This window comes from Cryobacterium psychrophilum, assembly GCF_004365915.1.
GTDB lineage: Bacteria > Actinomycetota > Actinomycetes > Actinomycetales > Microbacteriaceae > Cryobacterium > Cryobacterium psychrophilum.
On the sequence record NZ_SODI01000001.1, the window covers coordinates 2,289,008 to 2,308,712 of the forward strand.

Here is a 19,705-nt window from a genome sequence, read left to right on the forward strand (position 1 = left end):
ATGCGAAAAAGACTCATCCTCACCACGGCGATCGCCGCAGTGGCGCTTATGGCCCTGTCCGGTTGCTCCGGCGGTCGCGCCGATACCTCCGGCGCCGGCGACACCACCGGTTTCGCGGCCGACGCCACCATCGGTGTGGCGCTGCCGTCAAAGACATCCGAGAACTGGGTTCTCGCGGGTGGCCTGTTCGAGGACGGCCTCAAGGAGGCCGGCTTCACGGGTGACGTGCAGTACGCCGGAGCCTCCACCACCGTGAAGGACCAGCAGGACCAGATCTCCGCCATGGTCACCAGCGGTGCCAAGGTCATCATCATCGGTGCTCAGGACGGCGGCCAGCTCGGCACGCAGGTCCAGGACGCCCACGATGCCGGCGCCGTCGTCATCGCCTACGACCGTCTCATCCTGAACACCGACGCCGTGGACTATTACGTGGCGTACGACAACTTCAAGGTCGGTGAGCTGCAGGGTCAGGCGCTGCTCGATGGCCTCGCCGCAGTGAAGCCCGAGGGTCCGTACAACATCGAGCTGTTCTCGGGCAACTCTGCTGACGCCAATGCGCCGGTGTTCTTCAACGGCGCCATGAGCGTTTTGCAGCCGAAGATCGACGACGGAACCCTCGTTGTCGCCTCGGGACAGACCGACATCAAGCAGACCGCAACTGCCGACTGGAAGCCGGAGAACGCGCAGAGCCGGATGGACTCGCTGCTCACCAGTACCTACGGAAGCCAGGAGTTGGACGGCGTGCTATCTCCGAACGACACCTTGGCGCGCGCGATCATCACGTCGGTGAAGGCCGCCGGTAAGCCGATCCCGATCGTGACCGGACAGGACTCCGAAGCCGAGTCGGTCAAGTCGATCATGGCCGGCGAGCAGTACTCCACGATCAACAAGGACACCCGCGTTCTCGTGGCTCAGGCCATCGACATGGTGAAGACCCTTCAGAAGGGCGACAAGCCAGAGGTGAATGACACCGAATCCTACGACAACGGCGTCAAGGTTGTTCCCGCCTACCTGCTTCCCCCGGTGATCGTCACCAAGGACAACGCGGCCGAAGCCTACGCCAACGACCCGAAACTGGCTCCGTTGACCAAGTAGCATCCGTTTCAGCAGCAAAACAGGCAAGGGGCCGACCCGGTGGGGTCGGCCCCTTGTTGCGTAACGGGGTGGTGGTACGACACGCCGATCGGGCATTCACCGGTAAATTCGTGCCCCGCCGTTGGCCTGTGGATAACTCGGGTTCAGCCCGCGGAATCAGGCGCTCTTTTCGCCCGGGCCTGTGGGTAACTCGGTGGAATGTCGGTGGATAACTACATAATTGTAATTACCTCATCTAGTGGCCATTCCGTTTTCTCATCACTAGATGTAGTATTGAGAGAGTAGTCAGGCACTAGTGCCGGGCGAAAAACTTCCTCAGTATCGCACCTGGTTGCACCAGTGAAAAGCAGTTCTGACACGCAGTTCTGCCACAACAAAGAAAGGCCATCTGCAATGGCAATTACGGTCTACACCAAGCCCTCATGCGTCCAGTGCACCGCGACGTATCGCGCCTTGGACAACAAGGGCATCGAGTACGAAGTTCTCGACCTCTCGGTCGATGAGAACGCACTCGAAGCGGTCAAGGCCCTCGGTTACCTGCAGGCGCCCGTTGTCATCACCGACGAGGAGCACTGGTCGGGTTTTCGCCCGGACAAGATCAACGCGCTCGCCGCGCGCCTTGCGTAACACTGTCCCGGCAGGTGATGAATGACTGAACTCGTCTACTTTTCCAGCGTTTCAGGCAATACCCACCGTTTCATTGAGAAGCTCGGTCGCCCGGCGAGTCGAATCCCGCTGTATGCGAGCGCTCCCGCTCTCACTGTCACCGAGCCCTACGTCTTGTGCCTGCCCACCTATGGTGGCGGAGGTCAGGGAGGAGCCGTTCCCAAGCAGGTCATTCGATTTCTCAATGATCCGCACAATCGCTCCTTGATCCGCGGCGTCATCGGCGCCGGCAACACGAATTTTGGTGAGGCTTTCTGCCTCGCCGGGGACATCATCGCGGCCAAGCTCGCGGTTCCCCACCTGTATCGCTTCGAAGTATTTGGAACACCGGATGATGTGCGCATCGTTCACGACGGATTGGAAGAATTTTGGAAACTACGGCCGTGAAAGTCACCTCGGTAGAAGCCCCGAGCATGGACTACCACTCGCTCAATGCCATGCTCAACCTGTACGGACCGAACGGTGAGATCCAGTTCGAGAAGGATCAGGAAGCGGCGCGCGAGTTCTTCCTCCAGCACGTGAACCAGAACACGGTCTTCTTCCACAGCCTGCGCGAGCGGCTTGATTACCTTGTGGAGAAGGAATACTACGAGCAGGCCGTGCTCGACCTGTACAACTTCGAGTTCATCGAGAGCCTCAACAACCTCGCCTACTCCAAGAAGTTCCGCTTCAAGAGCTTCCTCGGCGCGTTCAAGTACTACACGTCTTATACGCTCAAGACCTTTGACGGCAACCGTTACCTCGAGCGCTTCGAAGACCGCGTCGTCATGACCGCCCTTGGGCTGGCCCAGGGCGACGAGAAGCTCGCCGTGGCCCTCGTCGAAGAGATCATCGCCGGTCGTTTTCAGCCGGCCACCCCCACCTTCCTCAACTCGGGCAAGGCCCAGCGCGGTGAGCTCGTCTCCTGCTTCCTCCTGCGCATCGAAGACAACATGGAGTCGATTTCCCGAGGCATCAACTCCTCGCTTCAGCTGTCGAAGCGAGGCGGCGGCGTCGCGTTGCTGCTCAGCAACATCCGCGAATCGGGTGCGCCGATCAAGCACATCGAGAACCAGTCGAGCGGAATCATTCCCGTGATGAAGCTGCTCGAAGACTCCTTCAGCTACGCGAACCAGCTCGGCGCCCGCCAGGGTGCCGGTGCCGTGTACCTGCACGCCCACCACCCCGACATCATGCGTTTCCTCGACACCAAGCGTGAGAACGCCGACGAGAAGATCCGCATCAAGACGCTATCCCTCGGCGTGGTCGTTCCCGACATCACCTTCGAGCTCGCCAAGAAGGGGGAAGACATGTACCTGTTCTCGCCCTACGACGTGGAGCGCGAGTACGGCGTGCCCTTCGCCGACATCTCGGTCACCGAGAAGTACCACGATATGGTCGACAACCCGCGCATCAAGAAGTCGAAGATGAAGGCGCGCGATTTCTTCCAGACGCTCGCGGAGATCCAGTTCGAGTCCGGCTATCCGTACATCATGTTCGAGGACACCGTGAATGCGGCGAACCCGATCAAGGGCCGCGTTAACATGTCGAACCTCTGCTCCGAGATCCTGCAGGTGAACACGCCAACGACGTACAACGAGGACCTCTCGTACAAGGAGATCGGCAAGGACATCTCCTGCAACCTCGGGTCGATGAATATCGCCCTGGCCATGGATGCCCCGGACCTCGGTCGCACGGTCGACACCGCCATTCGCGGCCTCAGCGCGGTCTCTGACCAGAGCCACATCGCATCCGTTCGTTCGATCGAAGACGGAAACGACCGCTCGCACGCCATCGGCCTCGGCCAGATGAACCTGCACGGCTACCTCGCCCGCGAGCGCATCTACTACGGCAGTGAAGAGGGCATCGACTTCACGAACATCTACTTCTACACGGTGTTGTTCCACGCTCTGCGTGCCTCGAACGCCATCGCGATGGAACGCGGTCGCACCTTCGAGGGCTTCGAGGATTCCACCTACGCCTCCGGCGCGTTCTTCGACAAGTACACCGACCAGGTGTGGGAGCCTGCCACCGCGCGCTGCGCCGAGCTGTTCGCGAACTCCGCCGTTGAGATTCCCACGCAGGCCGACTGGGTCGAGCTGAAGGCATCCGTCATGAAGCACGGCATCTACAACCAGAACCTGCAGGCCGTGCCGCCCACCGGGTCGATCTCGTACATCAACAACTCGACCGCATCGATCCACCCGATCGCGGCGAAGATCGAGATTCGCAAGGAAGGCAAGCTGGGTCGCGTGTACTACCCGGCCCCGTTCATGACGAACGACAACCTGGACTTCTACCAGGATGCCTACGAGATCGGTGCTGAGAAGGTCATCGACACGTACGCGGCGGCAACGCAGCACGTGGACCAGGGCCTCTCGCTGACCCTGTTCTTCAAGGACACGGCCACCACGCGCGACATCAACAAGGCCCAGATCTACGCGTGGAAAAAGGGCATCAAGACGATCTACTACATTCGTCTGCGCCAGATGGCGCTTGAGGGCACCGAAGTTGAGGGTTGCGTCTCGTGCGCGCTGTAATGTAATTCGCTGAACCAGCGGTGGTCGTGTCTCGACAGGCTCGACAACCGGCCGAGACCACGGATCTCAACAGGCTTGATCACCGGGCGAGAAGCTCGACCAACGACTAAGGAAAACCCATGATTGACAAGCTCAAGCTGGTGTCGCACGTTGATGCGATCAACTGGAACAAGATCGAGGACGAGAAAGACGTCGAGGTGTGGAACCGCCTCACGAACAACTTCTGGCTCCCCGAGAAGATCCCGCTGTCCAACGACATCCAGTCGTGGAACCAGCTCACTCCCGTGGAGCAGCAGCTCACCATGCGAGTGTTCACCGGCCTGACCCTGCTCGACACGATCCAGGGCACCGTTGGCGCCGTCTCGCTCATCCCGGATGCGATCACCCCGCACGAGGAAGCCGTGTACACGAACATCGCGTTCATGGAGTCGGTGCACGCCAAGAGCTACTCCTCGATCTTCTCGACGCTCGCGTCGACGAAGGAGATCGACGAGGCGTTCCGCTGGTCGACCGAGAACGAGAACCTGCAGCGCAAGGCATCCATCGTCATGGACTACTACCAGGGTGACGACCCGCTCAAGCGCAAGGTCGCCTCGGTACTGCTCGAGTCGTTCCTGTTCTACTCGGGCTTCTACCTGCCGATGTACTTCTCCAGCCGGGCGCGCCTCACCAACACGGCCGACCTCATCCGTTTGATCATTCGTGACGAAGCCGTGCACGGGTACTACATTGGGTACAAGTTTCAGAAGGGCCTCGAGAAAGAGTCCCAGGCCCGTCGCGACGAGATCAAGGACTACACGTTCAACCTCGTCTTTGAGCTGTACGAGAACGAGGTTCAGTACACGCAGGACCTGTACGACGAGCTCGGCCTGAGCGAAGACGTGAAGAAGTTCCTGCACTACAACGCCAACAAGGCGCTGATGAACCTCGGCTACGAGGCGATCTTCCCGAAGGACGTCTGCGACGTGAACCCGGCGATTCTCGCGGCGCTTTCACCCAACGGCGACGAGAACCACGACTTCTTCTCCGGGTCGGGCTCCTCGTACGTGATCGGCAAGGCCGTCAACACCGAAGACGACGACTGGGACTTCTAGCCGACTCGAGAAGTACGGCACTCGCAGAGTCTCCGCAAGCGGGACCGATATGGTTGGGCAACTCGGGTTCAAGCACAGGAGTCATATCTCGGAACGTAATTGATTGGAGTGTGCACCATGGCCCAAAACGCCAAGCAGACCAACAACAAAGTTGGAAAAAGTGCAGGGATGAGAAACGCACGGTTCAGCGCCGCAGCCGAGACTGTCGCCGCAAAAGCCCGCGCCCAGCCGAAGAAGAAGCCCGGCAAGTAGATTCGGGATCTGATGGGAAGCCCAAATTCTGACCCTCAAGGTCCGAGTTTGGGCTTCTCGTCATTCTCCGGGGCCTCACACTGCGGTATCTCGTGGAGCTACTGCGGCATTACAACGCCTAGCAATTAGCCCTTGGCGGTCGGCGGAGCCGGTTCGTCGCCGCGGGACGCTGCGATCGTAATGAGCCGGCGCAGCACGTCGAGGTTGATGTCGTCGAGCTTCCTCACGTAGACGCACCCCATGCCCTCGGTATACGTACCGAGCTGAGGTAGCAGGGCGGCGCCCTCGGGGAGATCCTTGAGCCCGTAGATCGACAGTTGCGCCTTGCGCGGCGAGAATCCCGTCTTCGGCCAGTCGCCGCGCGCTCGGGGGTTCGCGGGCGACACATAGTGAAAGTTCCCGTAGCCCACAATCGACGGGCCCCACATGACGGGGTCGATCCCCGTCACGTCGCGGAAGATCGCGTCGAGGGTCTTGCCGTCGTCGCGGCGACGGGCGGGCGTCGCCGCGTCAAGGAAGTCCTCGACGGAGGCATCCGTCGGCTGCGTGAGTCTTGTTCTCGGTCATAGCCCCAGTATGGCGCGCCCACTTGGCCAAGCCAGAGCACATGCGTAAAAGCCTGATTGGTGAACCGATCGAGGATCGTAATCACCCAGCTGCATCCAGTCAGCACGTTGGTGGCTCGACGGACTGGTGCGTGCGGCGCGCTGGCTTCAGGCCCGTCGTTGCAGCGGCGACCCCAACTTCAGTGGCGATTTGCTGACCAGCCGAATAGGGGTGCGGGTTGCGTCGGCCGCCGGTGGTGGGATCAACCAGTACTCGGTGCCAGTGCGGGTGATCTCCCACCGGTCATTGTGGAGGCGGAGGTGATCTCGAACGCAGAGCAGGATGCCGTCATCGAGATTGGTGAGGCCCCCGTCGGCGTTCCAGCGGTGCAGGTGGTGGGCTTCGGAAAAGCTGGGTGGTCGGTGGCAGTCCGGCCACCTGCAGCCGCCGTCACGGAGCGCGAGTGCCGCGCGTTGCGCCTGGGTGAAGAGCCGCTGTTCGCGTCCGACGTCGAGCACCGTGCCGTCTCGGCTGAACAGCACCGGTGTGAAACCGGAGTTGCACACCATTCGATCGATCGTGGCGGGCGGTACCGCATCGGTAGTGCCTTCGACGAACCCGTTCGCCAGGAGCAGTTGGCCCGAGGCGCTCTGCCCGGGTGCCGGTGTCGGTGCCGGGGCCTCAATGACGACGAGTTTGACTGAGGGGCGGATACGGCCGAACAGTGTGCCGGGGTCGGCGGCCGCGGCGACCTTGATCACCTCGATCAGAGCCTCCGCGGCGATCTGCTCCGTTGACCGCGGGTCGGCGATGATGCGCTGCGCTCGCTCCTTCTCACCCTTCTCCACGAACCGCGGCCCACCTTGGCGCGGGCCGGTGATCTGCAACAGGAAGTCCTTGAAATACGACCCGTTCTCCGGATCCAGTTCGAAGCTCCCGTGCAACATCCCGTCGGGCTTGTCCCAGACCCGGAGGTACTGGCGGGCTCGCATGGCGTCGGCGCGGGAGGCGATGCCGGCGGCATCGATCTCATCCCGGGAGCGCCGGGCGGCCTTCGCCGCCTGGTCCGCGTTCACGGTGCGGCACTCGGCAATCAGCGCGACGACCGCGTCGGCGAGCATCTCGTCCGTCACCCCGATCGCCGGTTCGCCGAGGCCCCGGCGGATGGCCGTGGCGGCGTCGGTGCTGAGGGTTCCGTCGGTGACGGCGGAGCCGAGCGGCGCGAACCACGGCGTGTACACGGCCACCGGCGGCGACTCCGGGTGTGCCACGGCGTGAGTATCGGCCTGCTCCTGCCTGGCCCGGGCGGTTTCGGCTTCGGCGGCCATCGTGCCGGCCTCGATCAGGCGGCGGGTGTCCGCTTTGGTGTTCCCGCCACCGCCACCCAGGGCCTGGACGTAGTCCTCTGCGGTGCCGTAGCCCTTCTTGCGCGCGAGGCCTTCCCGGCCGAGCGCCCAGTCGGAGCGGGAGGCGACGTTCGCCGCCGACAGCGCGACGTACTTGGCGACCTCGCGAGCGTGCTGCGCGATGGCCCGATGGGTGTTCTCCGACCCGTCGTCGGACAACTCCGCGAAAGACGCCGCGGATATACCCGACCGAGCCAATGACCCGGTCAGATCAACGAAAACACCGTCAATGGTGGTTGTCATGAAACAAGTGTGACAGCACCCACCGACATTGACCGGGTGACTGATTCGTGCGCTCACCCGGACCGCATCCACCGGCACCCCGCTAGGGATCAGGGCACCGACATCATGACCTGGTGCACCTGGTGCGCTGCGCTGGCGTGGGGTCAAAAAGTCCTGCCGGGACTTCCGCCCCTAGCCTCGCCCGAGCGGATGCGCGATAGTGAGCGTGGGTAGTGATCCTGCTGCCCTCACCGGGAGGCCGTCAATGACGACACCCCCTTCGAAAGACGAGGTAGACCCATGAGCCGCATGATAGTCGTCGGCGTTCATGAATTGGAGACCAGTACCGCCGCGCTGGAGTGGGCGTTGCGCCGGGCGGAGGCGCTGGACGCTCCCGTGACGCTCGTGCACACGGTGCCGGCCGCGTGGCTGACCGAGAAATACGGTTATTACGACAGCATCATCAGCGATGAGCAAGCGCTCGTTCGGCAGATCGAGTCGCGCGCCGCTGAACTTGCTCCAACAGTGACTGCGACAGGGTCGCTGCGCACGGGATCAGCGCAGCACGTGCTCCGCGAGCTGTCGGAAGACGCCAGCCTGATCGTGGTGGGAACCCACCGCAAGACCGGGATCAGTGGGGACTACTTCGGCAGCGTGAGCATGCAGGTCGCCGCCCAGAGCGCCTGTCCGGTGGCCGTCGTACCCCCGTTGCTGACGGGTGACCGAACCGGCGTGGTGGTCGGCGTGGACGGCTCGATCGATGCACGCGACGCCATGGAATTCGCCGCAGCAGAGGCGGACCGAACCGGCCAGGAACTCACCGCGGTCTATGCAGCGCGTGTGCCCACGCAGCGAGTACTCAGGCACATTCCCGAGGAGAGTATTGCCGAGCGCCTCGATGAGGAACGAGTGGTGCTCGCGGAATCCGTGGCCGGCCTCACAAACCGTTACCCCGACCTCGTCGTGCACCAGCTCTTCGTGGCCGACGAGACCCCTGCCCGGGCGCTCATGCAGGCGGCCGCCACCGCGCAGCTTCTCGTGGTCGGCAGCCACGGTCGCGGCGCGCTCAGCCGGCTGTGGATGGGCTCGGTCAGCCACGAGGTGCTCGGTCATGCTCCCTGCCCGACCGTCGTCACGCGCACGAAGCGCAAGAAGTCCTAGCGTTTTTTTGACGGGGGATGCGTCGACCGTGGAACGGCTCGAACTGTTCTGGTCGAGAGCCGGAGCGTTTGCTAACCCGTCGTTCCGATAATTCTCGGCTTCTGTTAAGCCAGGTGAGTTCTGGCCTGCATCACCGGGGAGGGACACGTCGCTTCCGGCTCCTCGGGCCGCGGCGAACACGGCTCGCGAGGAGGCAACAAAGCCCTCAAACGGGCGCTGTTCCTCTAGGCAGGCCGTCAACACCCAAGATGACGACTGGGACTTCTAGCCCGTCGTCAGCGCGCGTGGGTTGCCGCGGCGGACTACGGCGCCCGGCACACCAGGAACCATAGTCCGCCGCGGTTCCCGCCAGCGTGCACGGAACGCTGCTGGGATCCCGGCCGGGCTACGTGATCGTCGCGATCACGCTGCCCTGCACCACCTCGGCCTCCTCGGCGACGAGCAACGTTATGACGCCGCCCGTCTCCGGATAGACTTCGGCGTCCACCTTGTCGACAGCGACCTCGGCGATCAGGGTGGTGGGGGTCACCGAGTCTCCGGAATCAACGAACCACGTGACGATCACGCCTGTCGCATCGGCGGCCGCCGACATCTTGGGAAAAATCACCTCGCTCACGACGCGACTCCACCGCCCATGGCTTCACGCACGGCCGCCTCGATTCGCGCGGGCGTGGGCAGCACTGCGTACTCAAGCTGGCTGGCATACGGGATCGGTACATCCGGCAGGCACACCCGCGACACGTGTGTCAACAGCCCGGGTGCCCGCTCGACGACCGAGGCGATCACCTCGCCGGAGAGACCGAACGACTGGTAGTCCTCGTCGACCACGATCAGACGCCCGGTTTTTGACACTGATGCGATGATCGCGTCGCGGTCAAGCGGCACCAGGCTGCGCAGGTCGAGGACTTCGACGCTGATGCCCTCGTCAGCAAGTTTTTCGGCGACATCGAGCGAGTGATGCACCGAGAGTGACAGGGTCACGATCGTGACATCCGTGCCCTCGCGCACCACTTTGGCCTTGCCGATCGGCACCTCGTACGGCTCTTCGGGAACGGCCCCGATGGAGCGCCGGTTCTTCTTCATCCAGCCGAGCCCCATCACCCCTTTGTGGAACATGAAGACCACCGGATCGTTGGACCGGATCGCCGCCGTCATGAGGCCCTTCGCGTCGTACGGGTTTGAGGGCACGACCACCTTCATTCCCGGCAGGTGCGCGAACGTGCCCCACAGGGTCTGGGAGTGCTGCGCTCCGTCAGAGTACCCGCCGCCGGTAGCCGTCATGAGCACCATGGGCACCTGCACGTTGCCCCCTGACTCGTAGTGAATCTTGGCCATGTGGTTATAGATCTGGTCCATGCAGACTCCAAAGAAGTCCGAGAACATGAGTTCGACAACCGGCCGCATCCCTTCGATCGCAGCCCCGATGCCCGTGCCGATGAAAGCGGTCTCTGAGATGGGGGTATCAATGACGCGGGTCGGCCCGAACTCCTCGATCAGCCCGGTGGTGGACGAAAAGATGCCGCCGTAGGGCCCGACATCCTCGCCCATCACGAACACCGAATCGTCAGTGCGCATCTGCTGTGCAATGGCTTCCTGCATAGCCTTGGCCGTTGAGAGCTTGCGCGTGCCGGCATCGGGTTCCACGGCAAGGTTCGGGCCGACGGTGTGCAGCGAGGCAGTGGGCAGTGCGGCGGTCATGAGCGTGCTCCTTCTGCGAAAACGTAGTCCAGGGCGTTGGCGGGGCTGGGCGTCGGCGACGCCTTGGCGAAGTCGATGGCGTCTTCGACGAGCTCTGAAGCGGATGCCTCCATGGCGGCGAAATCAGAATCGGTCAGCACGCCCTCCGCCGTGAGCGTGTTGCGGTAAGTGGGCAGGGGGTCCCGGCCGGGCACTCCGTCCAGATCGGTGCGGTAGCCCTGGGCGTCACCCTCAAAGTGGCCCCAGAGCCGCAGAGTGTGTACCTCGATCAGCGAGGGCCCGTCTCCGGCGCGGGCCCGTGCGATCGCTTCGCCGGCGGCCTCGTACATGCCCTCCACCGAGTTCTCTTCCACGCGGACGCCCGGCATGCCATAGGCTGCGCCGCGAACGGCATTCGAGGTGACCGAGGTCGATTGGGCACGGGGAACAGAGATGCCCCAGTCGTTGTCTTCGATCACGAACACCACCGGTAGTTTCCACAGCGCCGCCAGGTTGAGGGACTCGTGGAACGCGCCCTGGTTCGCCGCGCCTTCGCCGGCGACGGCGACGGCCACGCGGTCGGTGCCGCGCCGTTGAAAAGCGAACGCCTGGCCCAGTGCTGGCGGAAGACCCTCGGCGATGATGCCGGAGCAGGAGAAATGCGTCTCGGGGTCGAACAGGTGCATGTGTCCGCCGCGACCGCGACCCAGGCCGGTTTCTCGCCCGAAGATCTCCGCGGTCATCTCTCGCAAGCGCACGCCCTTGGCGATGGCGACGTGGTGCGGGCGGTGGGTGGCTGTCAGTGCGTCGTCCTTGGTCAAATGGAGACCGAGGCCCGCCGCTACCGGTTCCTGCCCGGCGGACAGGTGCATCTCGCCGGGGATCAGCCCGGCGCCAATGTCAAAGCCGGGACTCTTGTCGGCGTGATATTCCCGAAGGATCGCCTCTTCATAGGTGCGTATCAGCACCATTGTCTGCAACATCTCGCGACGCATATCGTCAGTCAGGGCGGGGTAGAGCGTCATTGCTTCTCCTCACATGGGCCGCATGCGGCGAGGCGGTTGCTTCGGCACACGGTTGTGACGCTCACGCTACGTGCGGTGGAGCGACCGCGAAAGGGCGCGGATTTCAGATGGTGAACTGACCGAATCGTTCGGCCCCCAATTGGAGTGACAGTTTGCCGGCGAATGTCTGCAGGCGCCGCACCAGGGGCTCCGTGTCGACTGGTTTCAGATCTGACGCCAGAGACACGGCCAGCGAGGCCACCACGCCGGGAGCCCGAACCGGAACCGCGATGCAGGTGCACCCAATGGCGTACTCCTCGGTGTCGATGGCCGAGGAGGGGCGGCGTTCCAGCTGATTGAGCAGGGTGGGCAGGTCGCTGATCGTGTGGCGGGTGAGCTGGGCGAGCGGATGCCGCGACAGATAGTCGAGGCGTCCGTCGGCGTCGAGCTCGGTGAGGATCTGCTTGCCAAGTGCCGTGGCGTGGGCGCTGTGGTCGATGCCGACCCAGAGTTCAACGCGCGGGTTCCTCGGGGCGTCGACGATGTCGATGACGTTGACCTCGCCCTCGCTAAATCGTGAGAAGTAGGCCGTGGCGCCGAGCTCAGTGGTGACGCGGCGGAGGGTGCCTCGCACCCGGGCGAGAACGACTCCCTCATCGTCCCGCGAACGGAGGCTCGGAAAATGGTCACCGAGCACAAGCCCGTCCGGTTCACGGGAGAGGTATCCCTCGTGCACGAGGGTGCGCACAATGTTGTATGTGGTGCCCAGGCTGAGACCGGATGCCTGGGCCAGTACCTTCACCGGCGTCGGCCGGGCGGCGTTGGCGACGATGTCGACCAGTTGCACGGCTCGCTGAACCGACGCGATCAGGGTGTGGTCGTGCGATGCGGTCATCATTGACTCCAGTCATAGGATAGCGTTCCGGTGGTTCGCCGTCACAAATGCGATCCCTGACCCCTGTGGCCGGGACGAGGGTCTTCCACTCAGCCGCTGAGAAGAGTGACTCCCATCGGCCGGGGAAGATAGGTAGAGGACGGCATTCATAGTCTCCTGGTCGTCCCCTAGGCTGTGAACATCAGTCCGCGGATGACGCCCCGGCGGCATCCCCAACCGGCGTAGGAACGAGGCAAGCGTGGGAAGCCTCGCTGTCAGTGCGGTGGTGAGGGACCCCGCCGGTCGCTATCTTCTCGTGCTGCGATCCGCCTCTCCGGAGAGAGGCCGGTGGACTCTCCCGGGCGGCAGGGTCGAGCCCGGGGAGACCCTGCACGACGCCCTCGTGCGTGAGGTGAGGGAGGAGACCGGACTGGGGGTGCGCGTCGTCGCTGAGGTCGGCACGTTGGAGCGGGCGGCGCCGGATGGCACTCTCTTCGAGATCCACTGCTTCACAACCGAGCCTCTCGATGGGGTATTCGCCGCGGGTAGCGATGCCGCCGGGCTTCGGTGGGCGACCGCCGGTGAGCTTCGAACACTGAACGTGACGCGGGGCCTCCTCGACAGTCTCCGCCAGTGGCACCAGCTGTGACGAGGAGGTAGGCACGTCCGCCCTGCTGTGGATCATCATCAGCGGGGTCATGATGAGCGCGCTCGCCCTCGTGGGAAGCGCAACATTCCTCCTGCCGCAAAAATAAGGCCGGGAATCCAGTGGATTCCCGGCCTTCCGGCAGTTCTGACCCGAACGAACGAACGAACGAACGAACGAACGAACGCGCGGGGTCAGCGCGGGTCGACCACCGGTAGGGTCTCGGGCTCGCCCGTTCGAACCAGCGAAATGACGTTCTGCGCCTGGATGCGCACATACTCCGCGAGCGTGTGCTCGGAGAGGAACCCTACGTGAGGCGTCACGATCGTGCGATCGTGCGTGATCAGCGGATGATCGGGGGGAGCCGGCTCGGTGTCGAGAACGTCGAGCCCAGCCGCGGTGATCTGGCCGCTGTCCAGCGCTTCCACGAGGGCCGTCGTGTCGATCAGTTGACCGCGGCTCACGTTGATGAGGTAGCTGCCGGGCTTCATGCGCGAGATCGACTCGGCGTTGATCACGTGGTGGGTTTCGGGCGTCAGCGGTAGGTGCAGGGAGAGCACATCGGCCGAGGCGAGCACTTCATCCAAACCGGCCAGGCGCACGCCGAGCGACTCCAGGTGCGCAGCAGCCTCCTGGTTCTGCGCGACGTACGGGTCGTAACCGACGATCTGGCCGAACAGGGGCGACGCGAACTCGGCCAGCTTCGCGCCGATGCGACCCAGCCCCATCAGGCCCAGCGTCTTCTGGCTCAGGCGGGGAGGGGTCACCGCCGGACGCGCGTTCCAGTCGATGCCGATGACGCGCTCGAAGAAGGGCAGATCCCGAACTGTCGCCAGAATGAGTCCGAGCGCGTGCGTGGCGACCTCTTCGCTGGCCACGCCGGGCAGGTTGGTCACCCACACGCCCGCGGCCCTCGCCGCATCGAGATCGATGTGGTCGAAACCCATGGAGATGAGCGAGATGACGCGCAGGTCCGGCAGGCCCGCGATCACGCGTTCCGGAATGGGCGCGTACCCCACGAGCAGGGCCTGGGCGCCCTGGGCCTCGGCGAGGATGCGATCCGGGTCGAGGGTCTCGAGGAATCGAACCTCGAAGCCGCTCTGCTCCAGTAAGCGGATGCCCGGGGTCGGGTCGATGTCCTCATTGTCGGTGTAGATCGCGAGTGGCTTGCGCTCCGGCACCGCCATCACAGAACCTTGGAGAGGAACGACTGCGTGCGCGGATGCTGCGGGTTGGACAGCACGTCTTTGGGAGCGCCCTGCTCGACGACGACTCCGCCGTCCATGAAGACGAGGTGATCGCCGACCTCGCGGGCGAAGCCGACCTCGTGGGTAACCACGATCATTGTCATGCCGCTCGTGGCCAGATCGCGCATGACATCAAGCACCTCACCGACCAGTTCCGGGTCGAGGGCGCTGGTGGGCTCATCGAAGAGCATGAGCGTGGGCTTCATGGCCAGGGCGCGGGCGATCGCCACGCGCTGCTGCTGGCCGCCGGAGAGCTGCGACGGGAACTTGTGCGCCTGGTCGGCGAGACCGACCCGTTCCAGCAGCTGCAGGGCGTGTTCCCTGACCTCTTTCTTCTGCTCGCGTCGGACATCCATCGGAGCCAGCATCACATTCTGCAGCGCAGTCATGTGGGCGAAGAGGTTGAAGCGCTGGAACACCATGCCGATGTCGCGGCGCTGGTCCGCGACCTCGTTCTCGTTCAGCTCGTATAGCTTGCCTGCCCGCTCGCGGTACCCGACAAGCTGGCCGTCAACGGACAGTCGGCCCGCGTCGATGCGTTCCAAGTGGTTGATGCAGCGCAGGAAGGTGGACTTCCCAGAGCCGGACGGTCCGAGCAGGCAGAAGACCTGGCCGGTGCGGACCTCGAGGTCGATGCCCTTGAGCACCTCAACGTGGCCGAATGACTTGTGGACGTTTTCTGCTTTGACCATGGGGGTGCTCATGAGCCCGCTCCACCTTTCGTGTCGACGATGGGCTGGTCGACCGGGGGAGCCACCGGGGAGGTGGCTCGGCCCGGCTTGAGATTACGCAGTACTCGCTGACGGCGAGGCGCCGTGCCGGCGACCCCCCGGGCGAACCGTTTCTCCAGGCGCATCTGGATCAGCGTTGAGATCGTCGTCAGGGCGAGATACCAAATACTGGCGACGATGAGCAACTCGAAGATGTAGAAGTTACGCGATGAGATGACCTGTGCCCGGTTGAGCAGGTCCGGCGCCGCGATGACGGTGACGAGCGATGTCATCTTCAGCATGGTGATGACTTGATTGCCCATCGGCGGAATGATGACCCGCATGGCCTGCGGCAGCACGATCTTGAACATGGTTGACCGGCGACGCATCCCGAGCGCCATGGAGGCTTCGCTCTGGCCGTGGTCGACCGACAGGATGCCACCACGAACGATCTCCGCCATGTAGGCGCCTTCGTTGAGGCCGAGACCCAGCAGCGCGGCCACGAAGGCAGTGATCACCGTGTTCGTGTCGAGACTGAACTCGCCCAGCCCGAGCCTCGGAAAGAACAGGGCCATGTTGAACCAGAGCAGCAACTGGACGAGCACCGGGGTGCCACGGAAGACCCAGATGTATCCGCCCGCCACCGAGTTCAGGACCCGGTTCGGCGACAGGCGCATGACCGCCACGGAGACGCCCAGGATGACGCCGATGATCATCGAGAGAATGGTCAGGGAAATGGTGACCCAGAGTCCGCTCAGGATGGTCGGGCCGAATAGATTCGCCGCGATGACAGACCAGTTCAGGTTGTCATTCGTAGCGACGGCATACAGGAACGCGGCCAGCACGGCGACCACGATGACGCCCGAGATCTGCTGTCCCCAGTGCCGAACCGGGATGGCGCGGATCGGTGTCTTCGTACCGCTGGACGCCGGCTGGCCGTCCATTAGAGCGTGCCGCCGTTGACGGTGACGTCGGTGACGGCGCCGGAGCCCAGGTCGTGCTCGTCGAGGATGGACTGGTACGTGCCGTTGGCGATCAGCTTCTCGACCGTTGCCTGGACCGTGTCCCGAAGCTCGGCGTCATCCTTGCCGAACATCGGACCCATGAGGACGGGCAGGAGGGGCTGGTCGTTGCCGATCTCGAACTTGCCCTTGCCGCCTTCGGCCTGGGCGTTGTAGCGCGCGACGGCGTCCTGCGAGAAGGAGGCGTCGGCGCGTCCGCTGTGCACCTGCAGCATGGCGTCGGCGTCCGTGGCGAGAGCCGTCACGGTGATGGGGTTGCCTGAGCACTCCTCGGTGTTGAACTTCTCCAGCAGGCTGACCTGGGTCGAGCCTTCCAGGGCGGCGACCTTGAGGCCGCACATGTCCTCGACGGTCTTGACGTTCTTCGGGTTGCCGGCCGGCACGACGATGCCCTGTCCGGTCAGGAAGTAGTCGACGAAGTCGTACTTGGCCTGACGCGCCGTGGTGTCGGTCATCGCGGCAACGACGACGTCGATGCGCTTGGCGTCGAGGGCCGGGAGCAGCCCGTCGAAGGCCATGTTCGTGACCTTCACCTTGAGGCCGAGTTCGGCGCCGATGGCGTTGAACAGGGCCATGTCGAGGCCAACCACCGTGGTGTTGTCCGCGTCGAGGTACTCGAAGGGCGGGTAGAACGCCTCGGTGCCGACCTTGAGAACGCCGGCTTCCCTGATGTCCGCGGGGAGCATGGCGGCGAGTGTGGAGTCCGCGGTCTTCGACGGGGCCTTGTCGGCCGCCTTGTCACCGGCGCCCGTGGCGCACCCGGCAAGAACGGTCGAGGCGATCGCGAACGCCGCCCCGAGAATAATGGCCTTTCGAGTACTGCGCTTCTTCATGGACAACATGACTCCTCCTTGAGCATTGAGTGGGGGCATCACTTCACGTGATGATCAAACGATATTGCATGATTGTAGAACATTTGAACTCGCCATGCGCAAAATTGTCCTACGATGGAGCAATTATGACGATAAATCAGACTGACGCGACCCGAACCGCCCTCCACCGGAACGGCGGTTCGGCTGTGGCCGAGACGTTGCACAAGCACGGTGTTGACTTGATCTTCGGCATCCCGGGCACGCACAACCTCGAGATCTATCGACATCTGGTGCGCCTGGGCATCAGGCCCGTCACGCATCGCCACGAGCAGGGCGCCGGCTACGCGGCCGACGGCTACAGCCAGGTCGCAGGCAAGCCGGGCGTCGTCATCACGACCAGCGGTCCGGCCACGCTGAACGCGATGGTCGCCGCCGGAACCTCCTACGCGGAATCCCGTCCGGTGCTCATCATCTCCTCGGGCCTTCCTTCCGGCACCGAGTACCTCGACGGTGGCGAACTCCACGACACGAAGGACACCCTCGCCGCGATGGCGAGCATGACCGAGTGGAGCACGAGGGCAAACACGCCGCAGGAAGCAACCGAGGCGATCGCGCATGCCTTCGAGGTCTTGGCCACGGGGCGGCCGCGCCCGGTCTATGTGGAGATCCCGTGCGACGTGCTCGGGCAGGACTGGGACGGCGAGGTCGCCACGGCTGGCGATATCGTGACGCCGGCGCTCGACGAAGCCCTGGTGCAGCAGGCGACGCTGCTGCTCGGCGGCGCCACGCGCCCGGCAATCATCGCCGGTGGAGGGGCCCGCGGGGCCGACGAGCAGGTTCGCCTGCTCGCCGAGCGGCTCTCGGCCCCCGTGATCTCGACCTGCAACGGCAAGGGAGTGCTGTCGGAGGATCACGCGCTCTCTCTCGGGGCCAACATTCGACTCAAGTCGGCCCAGGAATGGCTGGCCGGCAGTGACGCACTGCTGGTCGTGGGTAGCGAGCTTGGCGACTCCGACCTCTGGGAAGGGAAGATCACGTCGCCGAATGTGATCCGGATCGACATCGCCGAGAGCCAGTTGACGCTGAACGCCCCGGCGCGGATCGCGATCCACGCGGATGCCACGGAGGCTCTCTCGGCGATCGTCGCGAGCCTGGCCGAGCAGGAGGCTCCCGCGGCACCCACAGAATCGGCAGCCCGCGACCTGGCCGAGGTCAAGGCTGCCCTCGCCGCCGAGGCTCGGGCCGACGGTGAGACCTGGTTCGAGTTGAACGACGAGCTCCGCAGGGCGCTGCCCGCGGACACGATCATCGCGGGCGACTCATCACAGGTCACATACATGGGGACGGTGCATTTCTTCCCGGTTCCGTCGAAGAACTCGTTCCTTTACATGCCCCGCGTTGCGACGCTCGGCTACGCCCTCCCTGCCGCAATCGGAGCGAAGGTTGCCAAGCCCGACGCGCCCGTCGTCGCACTCCTAGGAGATGGCGCGCTCATGTTCTCCATCCAGGAGCTGGTTACCGCGGTCGAGCAGGGACTCTCGATCGTCGTCGTGGTCGCCAACAACGGCGGCTACCGCGAGATCCGGGACCAGCAGGCGGCGCGGGGGATCGCCCCGGTCGGAGTCGACCTGCACGTTCCCGACTTGGTTGCCCTGGCCAACGCGATCGGAGCGACCGGCGAGCGCGCAGAGAACGCGCAGGATGCTGCCACTCGTGCCCGGGCGGCCCTCGGCCGCCGGGGTCCCACAGTGATCTGCCTCGACTTCCCGTAGCAGCGGCCTGTTGTTCTTCCCCCGCCGCCGGTGCGGGGGAAGAACAACCCGGCGTCATGGCGTCTAGGCCTTGACGGCGTCGAGCCGGGCCTGCAGCCGACGAATGGTCAGGTTGATGTGCTGCTCGACGTAGCCTGCGGCGGCGGCGCGGTCCTGGACGGCGATCGCCTCGTAGATGCGGCGATGTTCGTCGAGGAAGAACTCGTCCTCTGCATAGTCGAGACGCGATGCGGCGAGGGCGTTGAGGAAGAAGGAGAGCTCAACCGCGATCTGGGCGTAGAAGGCGTCGATGCGCTCGCTGCCGAAATTGTGAACGGTGGCGGCATGGAACGCGAGGTCCTTCTCGACGATTTCGCGGTTGTCGCCTCCCGCTGCCGCGAGCTCCAGGTCGTCCAGCGCCGACTTGATGCCGGCGGTGACTTCAGCGTTGGCCGGCAGGGAGACGGCGCCCACTTCAAGTCCGCGGCGAGCGTCGTAGAGGTTGATGAGCGCATCCTTGGTTGGCTCGGCGACGATGGACCCGTGGTGCATCTCGTGGCGGATGAGTCGGCTCTGGCCGAGCAGCAGCACCGCTTCGCGAACGGTATTGCGGGAGACGCCGAGAGTGGTGGCGATCGCGTTCTCCCGCAGTGGAGTGCCGGGTTTCAGATCACCGTTGAGGATCAGTGTCGTGATGTGATCGCGCACGTGTTCCGCGGTACTGACGCGCTGAACGGACATCTTAGTCAACCCTTGCATGGACGCCAGTCTATCCGCGTTCATCGCATTGTTGTATCGTCCAACATTAGGACCGCACTCGGCGCGTCGGCGCCTCCGGTTATGGGCGCCGGACTCGGCAACGAGGGTGCAGATCGGCGCCGCAGATCGTGGTCGTATGCACCGCACGACGACATCGGTGGGATTCTCTAGCTGGGGGTCGGGAACGTCGGTCCAGGACTTCGGACCGGGGCCGCTATAGGCAAATGCCTTCGAAACTCGCT

At 64.0% G+C, this 19,705-nt stretch carries 19 protein-coding genes and 1 pseudogene; 9 read left to right on the top strand and 11 right to left on the bottom strand.

What is annotated here, in order from left to right:
* The 6 genes from EDD25_RS10760 (at position 1) to EDD25_RS18200 (ending at position 5,626) form a co-directional block, all read left to right on the top strand.
* Positions 1-1,095: a substrate-binding domain-containing protein gene (locus EDD25_RS10760; protein WP_134173270.1), complete on the top strand. Its 1,095-nt coding sequence runs from the start codon at positions 1-3 to the stop codon at positions 1,093-1,095.
* A gap of 393 nt (positions 1,096-1,488) precedes the next feature.
* Positions 1,489-1,722 carry a glutaredoxin-like protein NrdH gene (gene nrdH, locus EDD25_RS10765; protein WP_035880942.1) on the top strand — a complete coding sequence of 78 codons (234 nt, stop codon included), beginning with the start codon at positions 1,489-1,491 and terminating at the stop codon, positions 1,720-1,722.
* A 21-nt stretch (positions 1,723-1,743) separates the two neighbouring features.
* A complete protein-coding gene (nrdI, locus tag EDD25_RS10770; RefSeq protein WP_134173271.1) occupies positions 1,744-2,148 on the top strand; it encodes a class Ib ribonucleoside-diphosphate reductase assembly flavoprotein NrdI in 405 nt (134 codons plus the stop codon).
* Between the two features lie 26 nt (positions 2,149-2,174).
* Positions 2,175-4,280: a class 1b ribonucleoside-diphosphate reductase subunit alpha gene (gene nrdE, locus EDD25_RS10775; RefSeq protein WP_134175378.1), complete on the top strand. Its 2,106-nt coding sequence runs from the start codon at positions 2,175-2,177 to the stop codon at positions 4,278-4,280.
* 119 nt (positions 4,281-4,399) lie between these two features.
* The gene (gene nrdF, locus EDD25_RS10780) at positions 4,400-5,374 is read left to right on the top strand and encodes a class 1b ribonucleoside-diphosphate reductase subunit beta (protein WP_134173272.1); all 975 of its coding nucleotides are present in this window, start codon (positions 4,400-4,402) and stop codon (positions 5,372-5,374) included.
* 117 nt (positions 5,375-5,491) lie between these two features.
* Entirely contained in the window at positions 5,492-5,626 is a 135-nt protein-coding gene (locus tag EDD25_RS18200) for a hypothetical protein (protein ID WP_277871685.1), read from the top strand.
* Between the two features lie 125 nt (positions 5,627-5,751).
* Here the strand turns inward: EDD25_RS18200 and EDD25_RS10785 are convergent.
* Together EDD25_RS10785 and EDD25_RS10790 are read right to left on the bottom strand one after the other, a co-directional pair.
* Positions 5,752-6,105: pseudogene (locus tag EDD25_RS10785) on the bottom strand (DUF1801 domain-containing protein); the annotation flags it as partial.
* A gap of 234 nt (positions 6,106-6,339) precedes the next feature.
* Positions 6,340-7,821: an HNH endonuclease signature motif containing protein gene (locus EDD25_RS10790; RefSeq protein WP_134173274.1), complete on the bottom strand. Its 1,482-nt coding sequence runs from the start codon at positions 7,819-7,821 to the stop codon at positions 6,340-6,342.
* Positions 7,822-8,100: 279 nt separating this feature from the next.
* On the opposite strand from EDD25_RS10790, the gene EDD25_RS10795 reads away from it, so the two are divergent.
* Positions 8,101-8,961 carry a universal stress protein gene (locus tag EDD25_RS10795; protein WP_134173275.1) on the top strand — a complete coding sequence of 287 codons (861 nt, stop codon included), beginning with the start codon at positions 8,101-8,103 and terminating at the stop codon, positions 8,959-8,961.
* 385 nt (positions 8,962-9,346) lie between these two features.
* Here EDD25_RS10795 and EDD25_RS10800 read toward each other — a convergent pair whose 3' ends face one another.
* From EDD25_RS10800 to EDD25_RS10815, 4 genes are all read right to left on the bottom strand, one after another.
* On the bottom strand, positions 9,347-9,577 hold the full coding sequence (locus EDD25_RS10800; protein WP_134173276.1) for a biotin/lipoyl-containing protein: 231 nt from the start codon (positions 9,575-9,577) through the stop codon (positions 9,347-9,349).
* Complete coding sequence (locus EDD25_RS10805) at positions 9,574-10,659, bottom strand: alpha-ketoacid dehydrogenase subunit beta (protein WP_134173277.1); 1,086 nt, start codon at positions 10,657-10,659, stop codon at positions 9,574-9,576. Before EDD25_RS10805 ends, EDD25_RS10800 begins: the two co-directional genes overlap by 4 nt.
* On the bottom strand, positions 10,656-11,663 hold the full coding sequence (locus EDD25_RS10810) for a thiamine pyrophosphate-dependent dehydrogenase E1 component subunit alpha (protein ID WP_134173278.1): 1,008 nt from the start codon (positions 11,661-11,663) through the stop codon (positions 10,656-10,658). Before EDD25_RS10810 ends, EDD25_RS10805 begins: the two co-directional genes overlap by 4 nt.
* Before the next feature lie 103 nt (positions 11,664-11,766).
* The gene (locus EDD25_RS10815; protein ID WP_134173279.1) at positions 11,767-12,540 is read right to left on the bottom strand and encodes an IclR family transcriptional regulator; all 774 of its coding nucleotides are present in this window, start codon (positions 12,538-12,540) and stop codon (positions 11,767-11,769) included.
* 235 nt (positions 12,541-12,775) lie between these two features.
* On the opposite strand from EDD25_RS10815, the gene EDD25_RS10820 reads away from it, so the two are divergent.
* The gene (locus EDD25_RS10820; RefSeq protein WP_134173280.1) at positions 12,776-13,165 is read left to right on the top strand and encodes an NUDIX hydrolase; all 390 of its coding nucleotides are present in this window, start codon (positions 12,776-12,778) and stop codon (positions 13,163-13,165) included.
* Positions 13,166-13,356: 191 nt separating this feature from the next.
* Here the strand turns inward: EDD25_RS10820 and EDD25_RS10825 are convergent, their stop codons facing one another.
* The 4 genes from EDD25_RS10825 to EDD25_RS10840 are packed head-to-tail and all read right to left on the bottom strand — an operon-like array spanning position 13,357 to position 16,983.
* The gene (locus tag EDD25_RS10825) at positions 13,357-14,349 is read right to left on the bottom strand and encodes a C-terminal binding protein (RefSeq protein ID WP_134173281.1); all 993 of its coding nucleotides are present in this window, start codon (positions 14,347-14,349) and stop codon (positions 13,357-13,359) included.
* Positions 14,349-15,113 (bottom strand): amino acid ABC transporter ATP-binding protein, encoded by a 765-nt coding sequence (locus EDD25_RS10830; RefSeq protein WP_277871686.1) that lies wholly within the window; start codon positions 15,111-15,113, stop codon positions 14,349-14,351. Before EDD25_RS10830 ends, EDD25_RS10825 begins: the two co-directional genes overlap by 1 nt.
* Complete coding sequence (locus EDD25_RS10835) at positions 15,110-16,063, bottom strand: amino acid ABC transporter permease (RefSeq protein ID WP_134173282.1); 954 nt, start codon at positions 16,061-16,063, stop codon at positions 15,110-15,112. The genes EDD25_RS10830 and EDD25_RS10835 overlap by 4 nt, the downstream gene beginning before the upstream one ends.
* Positions 16,063-16,983: an ABC transporter substrate-binding protein gene (locus EDD25_RS10840; protein WP_166671278.1), complete on the bottom strand. Its 921-nt coding sequence runs from the start codon at positions 16,981-16,983 to the stop codon at positions 16,063-16,065. Before EDD25_RS10840 ends, EDD25_RS10835 begins: the two co-directional genes overlap by 1 nt.
* 116 nt (positions 16,984-17,099) lie before the next feature.
* On the opposite strand from EDD25_RS10840, the gene EDD25_RS10845 reads away from it, so the two are divergent.
* Positions 17,100-18,725, top strand: coding sequence for a thiamine pyrophosphate-binding protein (locus EDD25_RS10845; RefSeq protein WP_134173284.1), 1,626 nt, complete (start codon positions 17,100-17,102; stop codon positions 18,723-18,725).
* Positions 18,726-18,788: 63 nt separating this feature from the next.
* Here EDD25_RS10845 and EDD25_RS10850 read toward each other — a convergent pair whose 3' ends face one another.
* Positions 18,789-19,463: a GntR family transcriptional regulator gene (locus EDD25_RS10850; protein WP_166671279.1), complete on the bottom strand. Its 675-nt coding sequence runs from the start codon at positions 19,461-19,463 to the stop codon at positions 18,789-18,791.
* Between the last annotated feature and the right edge of the window lie 242 nt (positions 19,464-19,705).

Coding starts and splice junctions, on each gene's coding strand:
- EDD25_RS10760 (WP_134173270.1), top strand. CDS start 1: ATGCGAAAAAGACTCATCCTCACCACGGCGATCGCCGCAGTGGCGCTT.
- EDD25_RS10790 (WP_134173274.1), bottom strand. CDS start 7,821: ATGACAACCACCATTGACGGTGTTTTCGTTGATCTGACCGGGTCATTG.
- EDD25_RS10805 (WP_134173277.1), bottom strand. CDS start 10,659: ATGACCGCCGCACTGCCCACTGCCTCGCTGCACACCGTCGGCCCGAAC.
- EDD25_RS10825 (WP_134173281.1), bottom strand. CDS start 14,349: ATGGCGGTGCCGGAGCGCAAGCCACTCGCGATCTACACCGACAATGAG.
- EDD25_RS10830 (WP_277871686.1), bottom strand. CDS start 15,113: ATGAGCACCCCCATGGTCAAAGCAGAAAACGTCCACAAGTCATTCGGC.
- EDD25_RS10810 (WP_134173278.1), bottom strand. CDS start 11,663: ATGACGCTCTACCCCGCCCTGACTGACGATATGCGTCGCGAGATGTTG.
- EDD25_RS10815 (WP_134173279.1), bottom strand. CDS start 12,540: ATGATGACCGCATCGCACGACCACACCCTGATCGCGTCGGTTCAGCGA.
- EDD25_RS10850 (WP_166671279.1), bottom strand. CDS start 19,463: ATGCAAGGGTTGACTAAGATGTCCGTTCAGCGCGTCAGTACCGCGGAA.
- nrdF (WP_134173272.1), top strand. CDS start 4,400: ATGATTGACAAGCTCAAGCTGGTGTCGCACGTTGATGCGATCAACTGG.
- EDD25_RS10845 (WP_134173284.1), top strand. CDS start 17,100: ATGACGATAAATCAGACTGACGCGACCCGAACCGCCCTCCACCGGAAC.
- EDD25_RS10835 (WP_134173282.1), bottom strand. CDS start 16,063: ATGGACGGCCAGCCGGCGTCCAGCGGTACGAAGACACCGATCCGCGCC.
- EDD25_RS18200 (WP_277871685.1), top strand. CDS start 5,492: ATGGCCCAAAACGCCAAGCAGACCAACAACAAAGTTGGAAAAAGTGCA.
- EDD25_RS10795 (WP_134173275.1), top strand. CDS start 8,101: ATGAGCCGCATGATAGTCGTCGGCGTTCATGAATTGGAGACCAGTACC.
- nrdH (WP_035880942.1), top strand. CDS start 1,489: ATGGCAATTACGGTCTACACCAAGCCCTCATGCGTCCAGTGCACCGCG.
- EDD25_RS10840 (WP_166671278.1), bottom strand. CDS start 16,983: ATGTTGTCCATGAAGAAGCGCAGTACTCGAAAGGCCATTATTCTCGGG.
- nrdE (WP_134175378.1), top strand. CDS start 2,175: ATGGACTACCACTCGCTCAATGCCATGCTCAACCTGTACGGACCGAAC.
- nrdI (WP_134173271.1), top strand. CDS start 1,744: ATGACTGAACTCGTCTACTTTTCCAGCGTTTCAGGCAATACCCACCGT.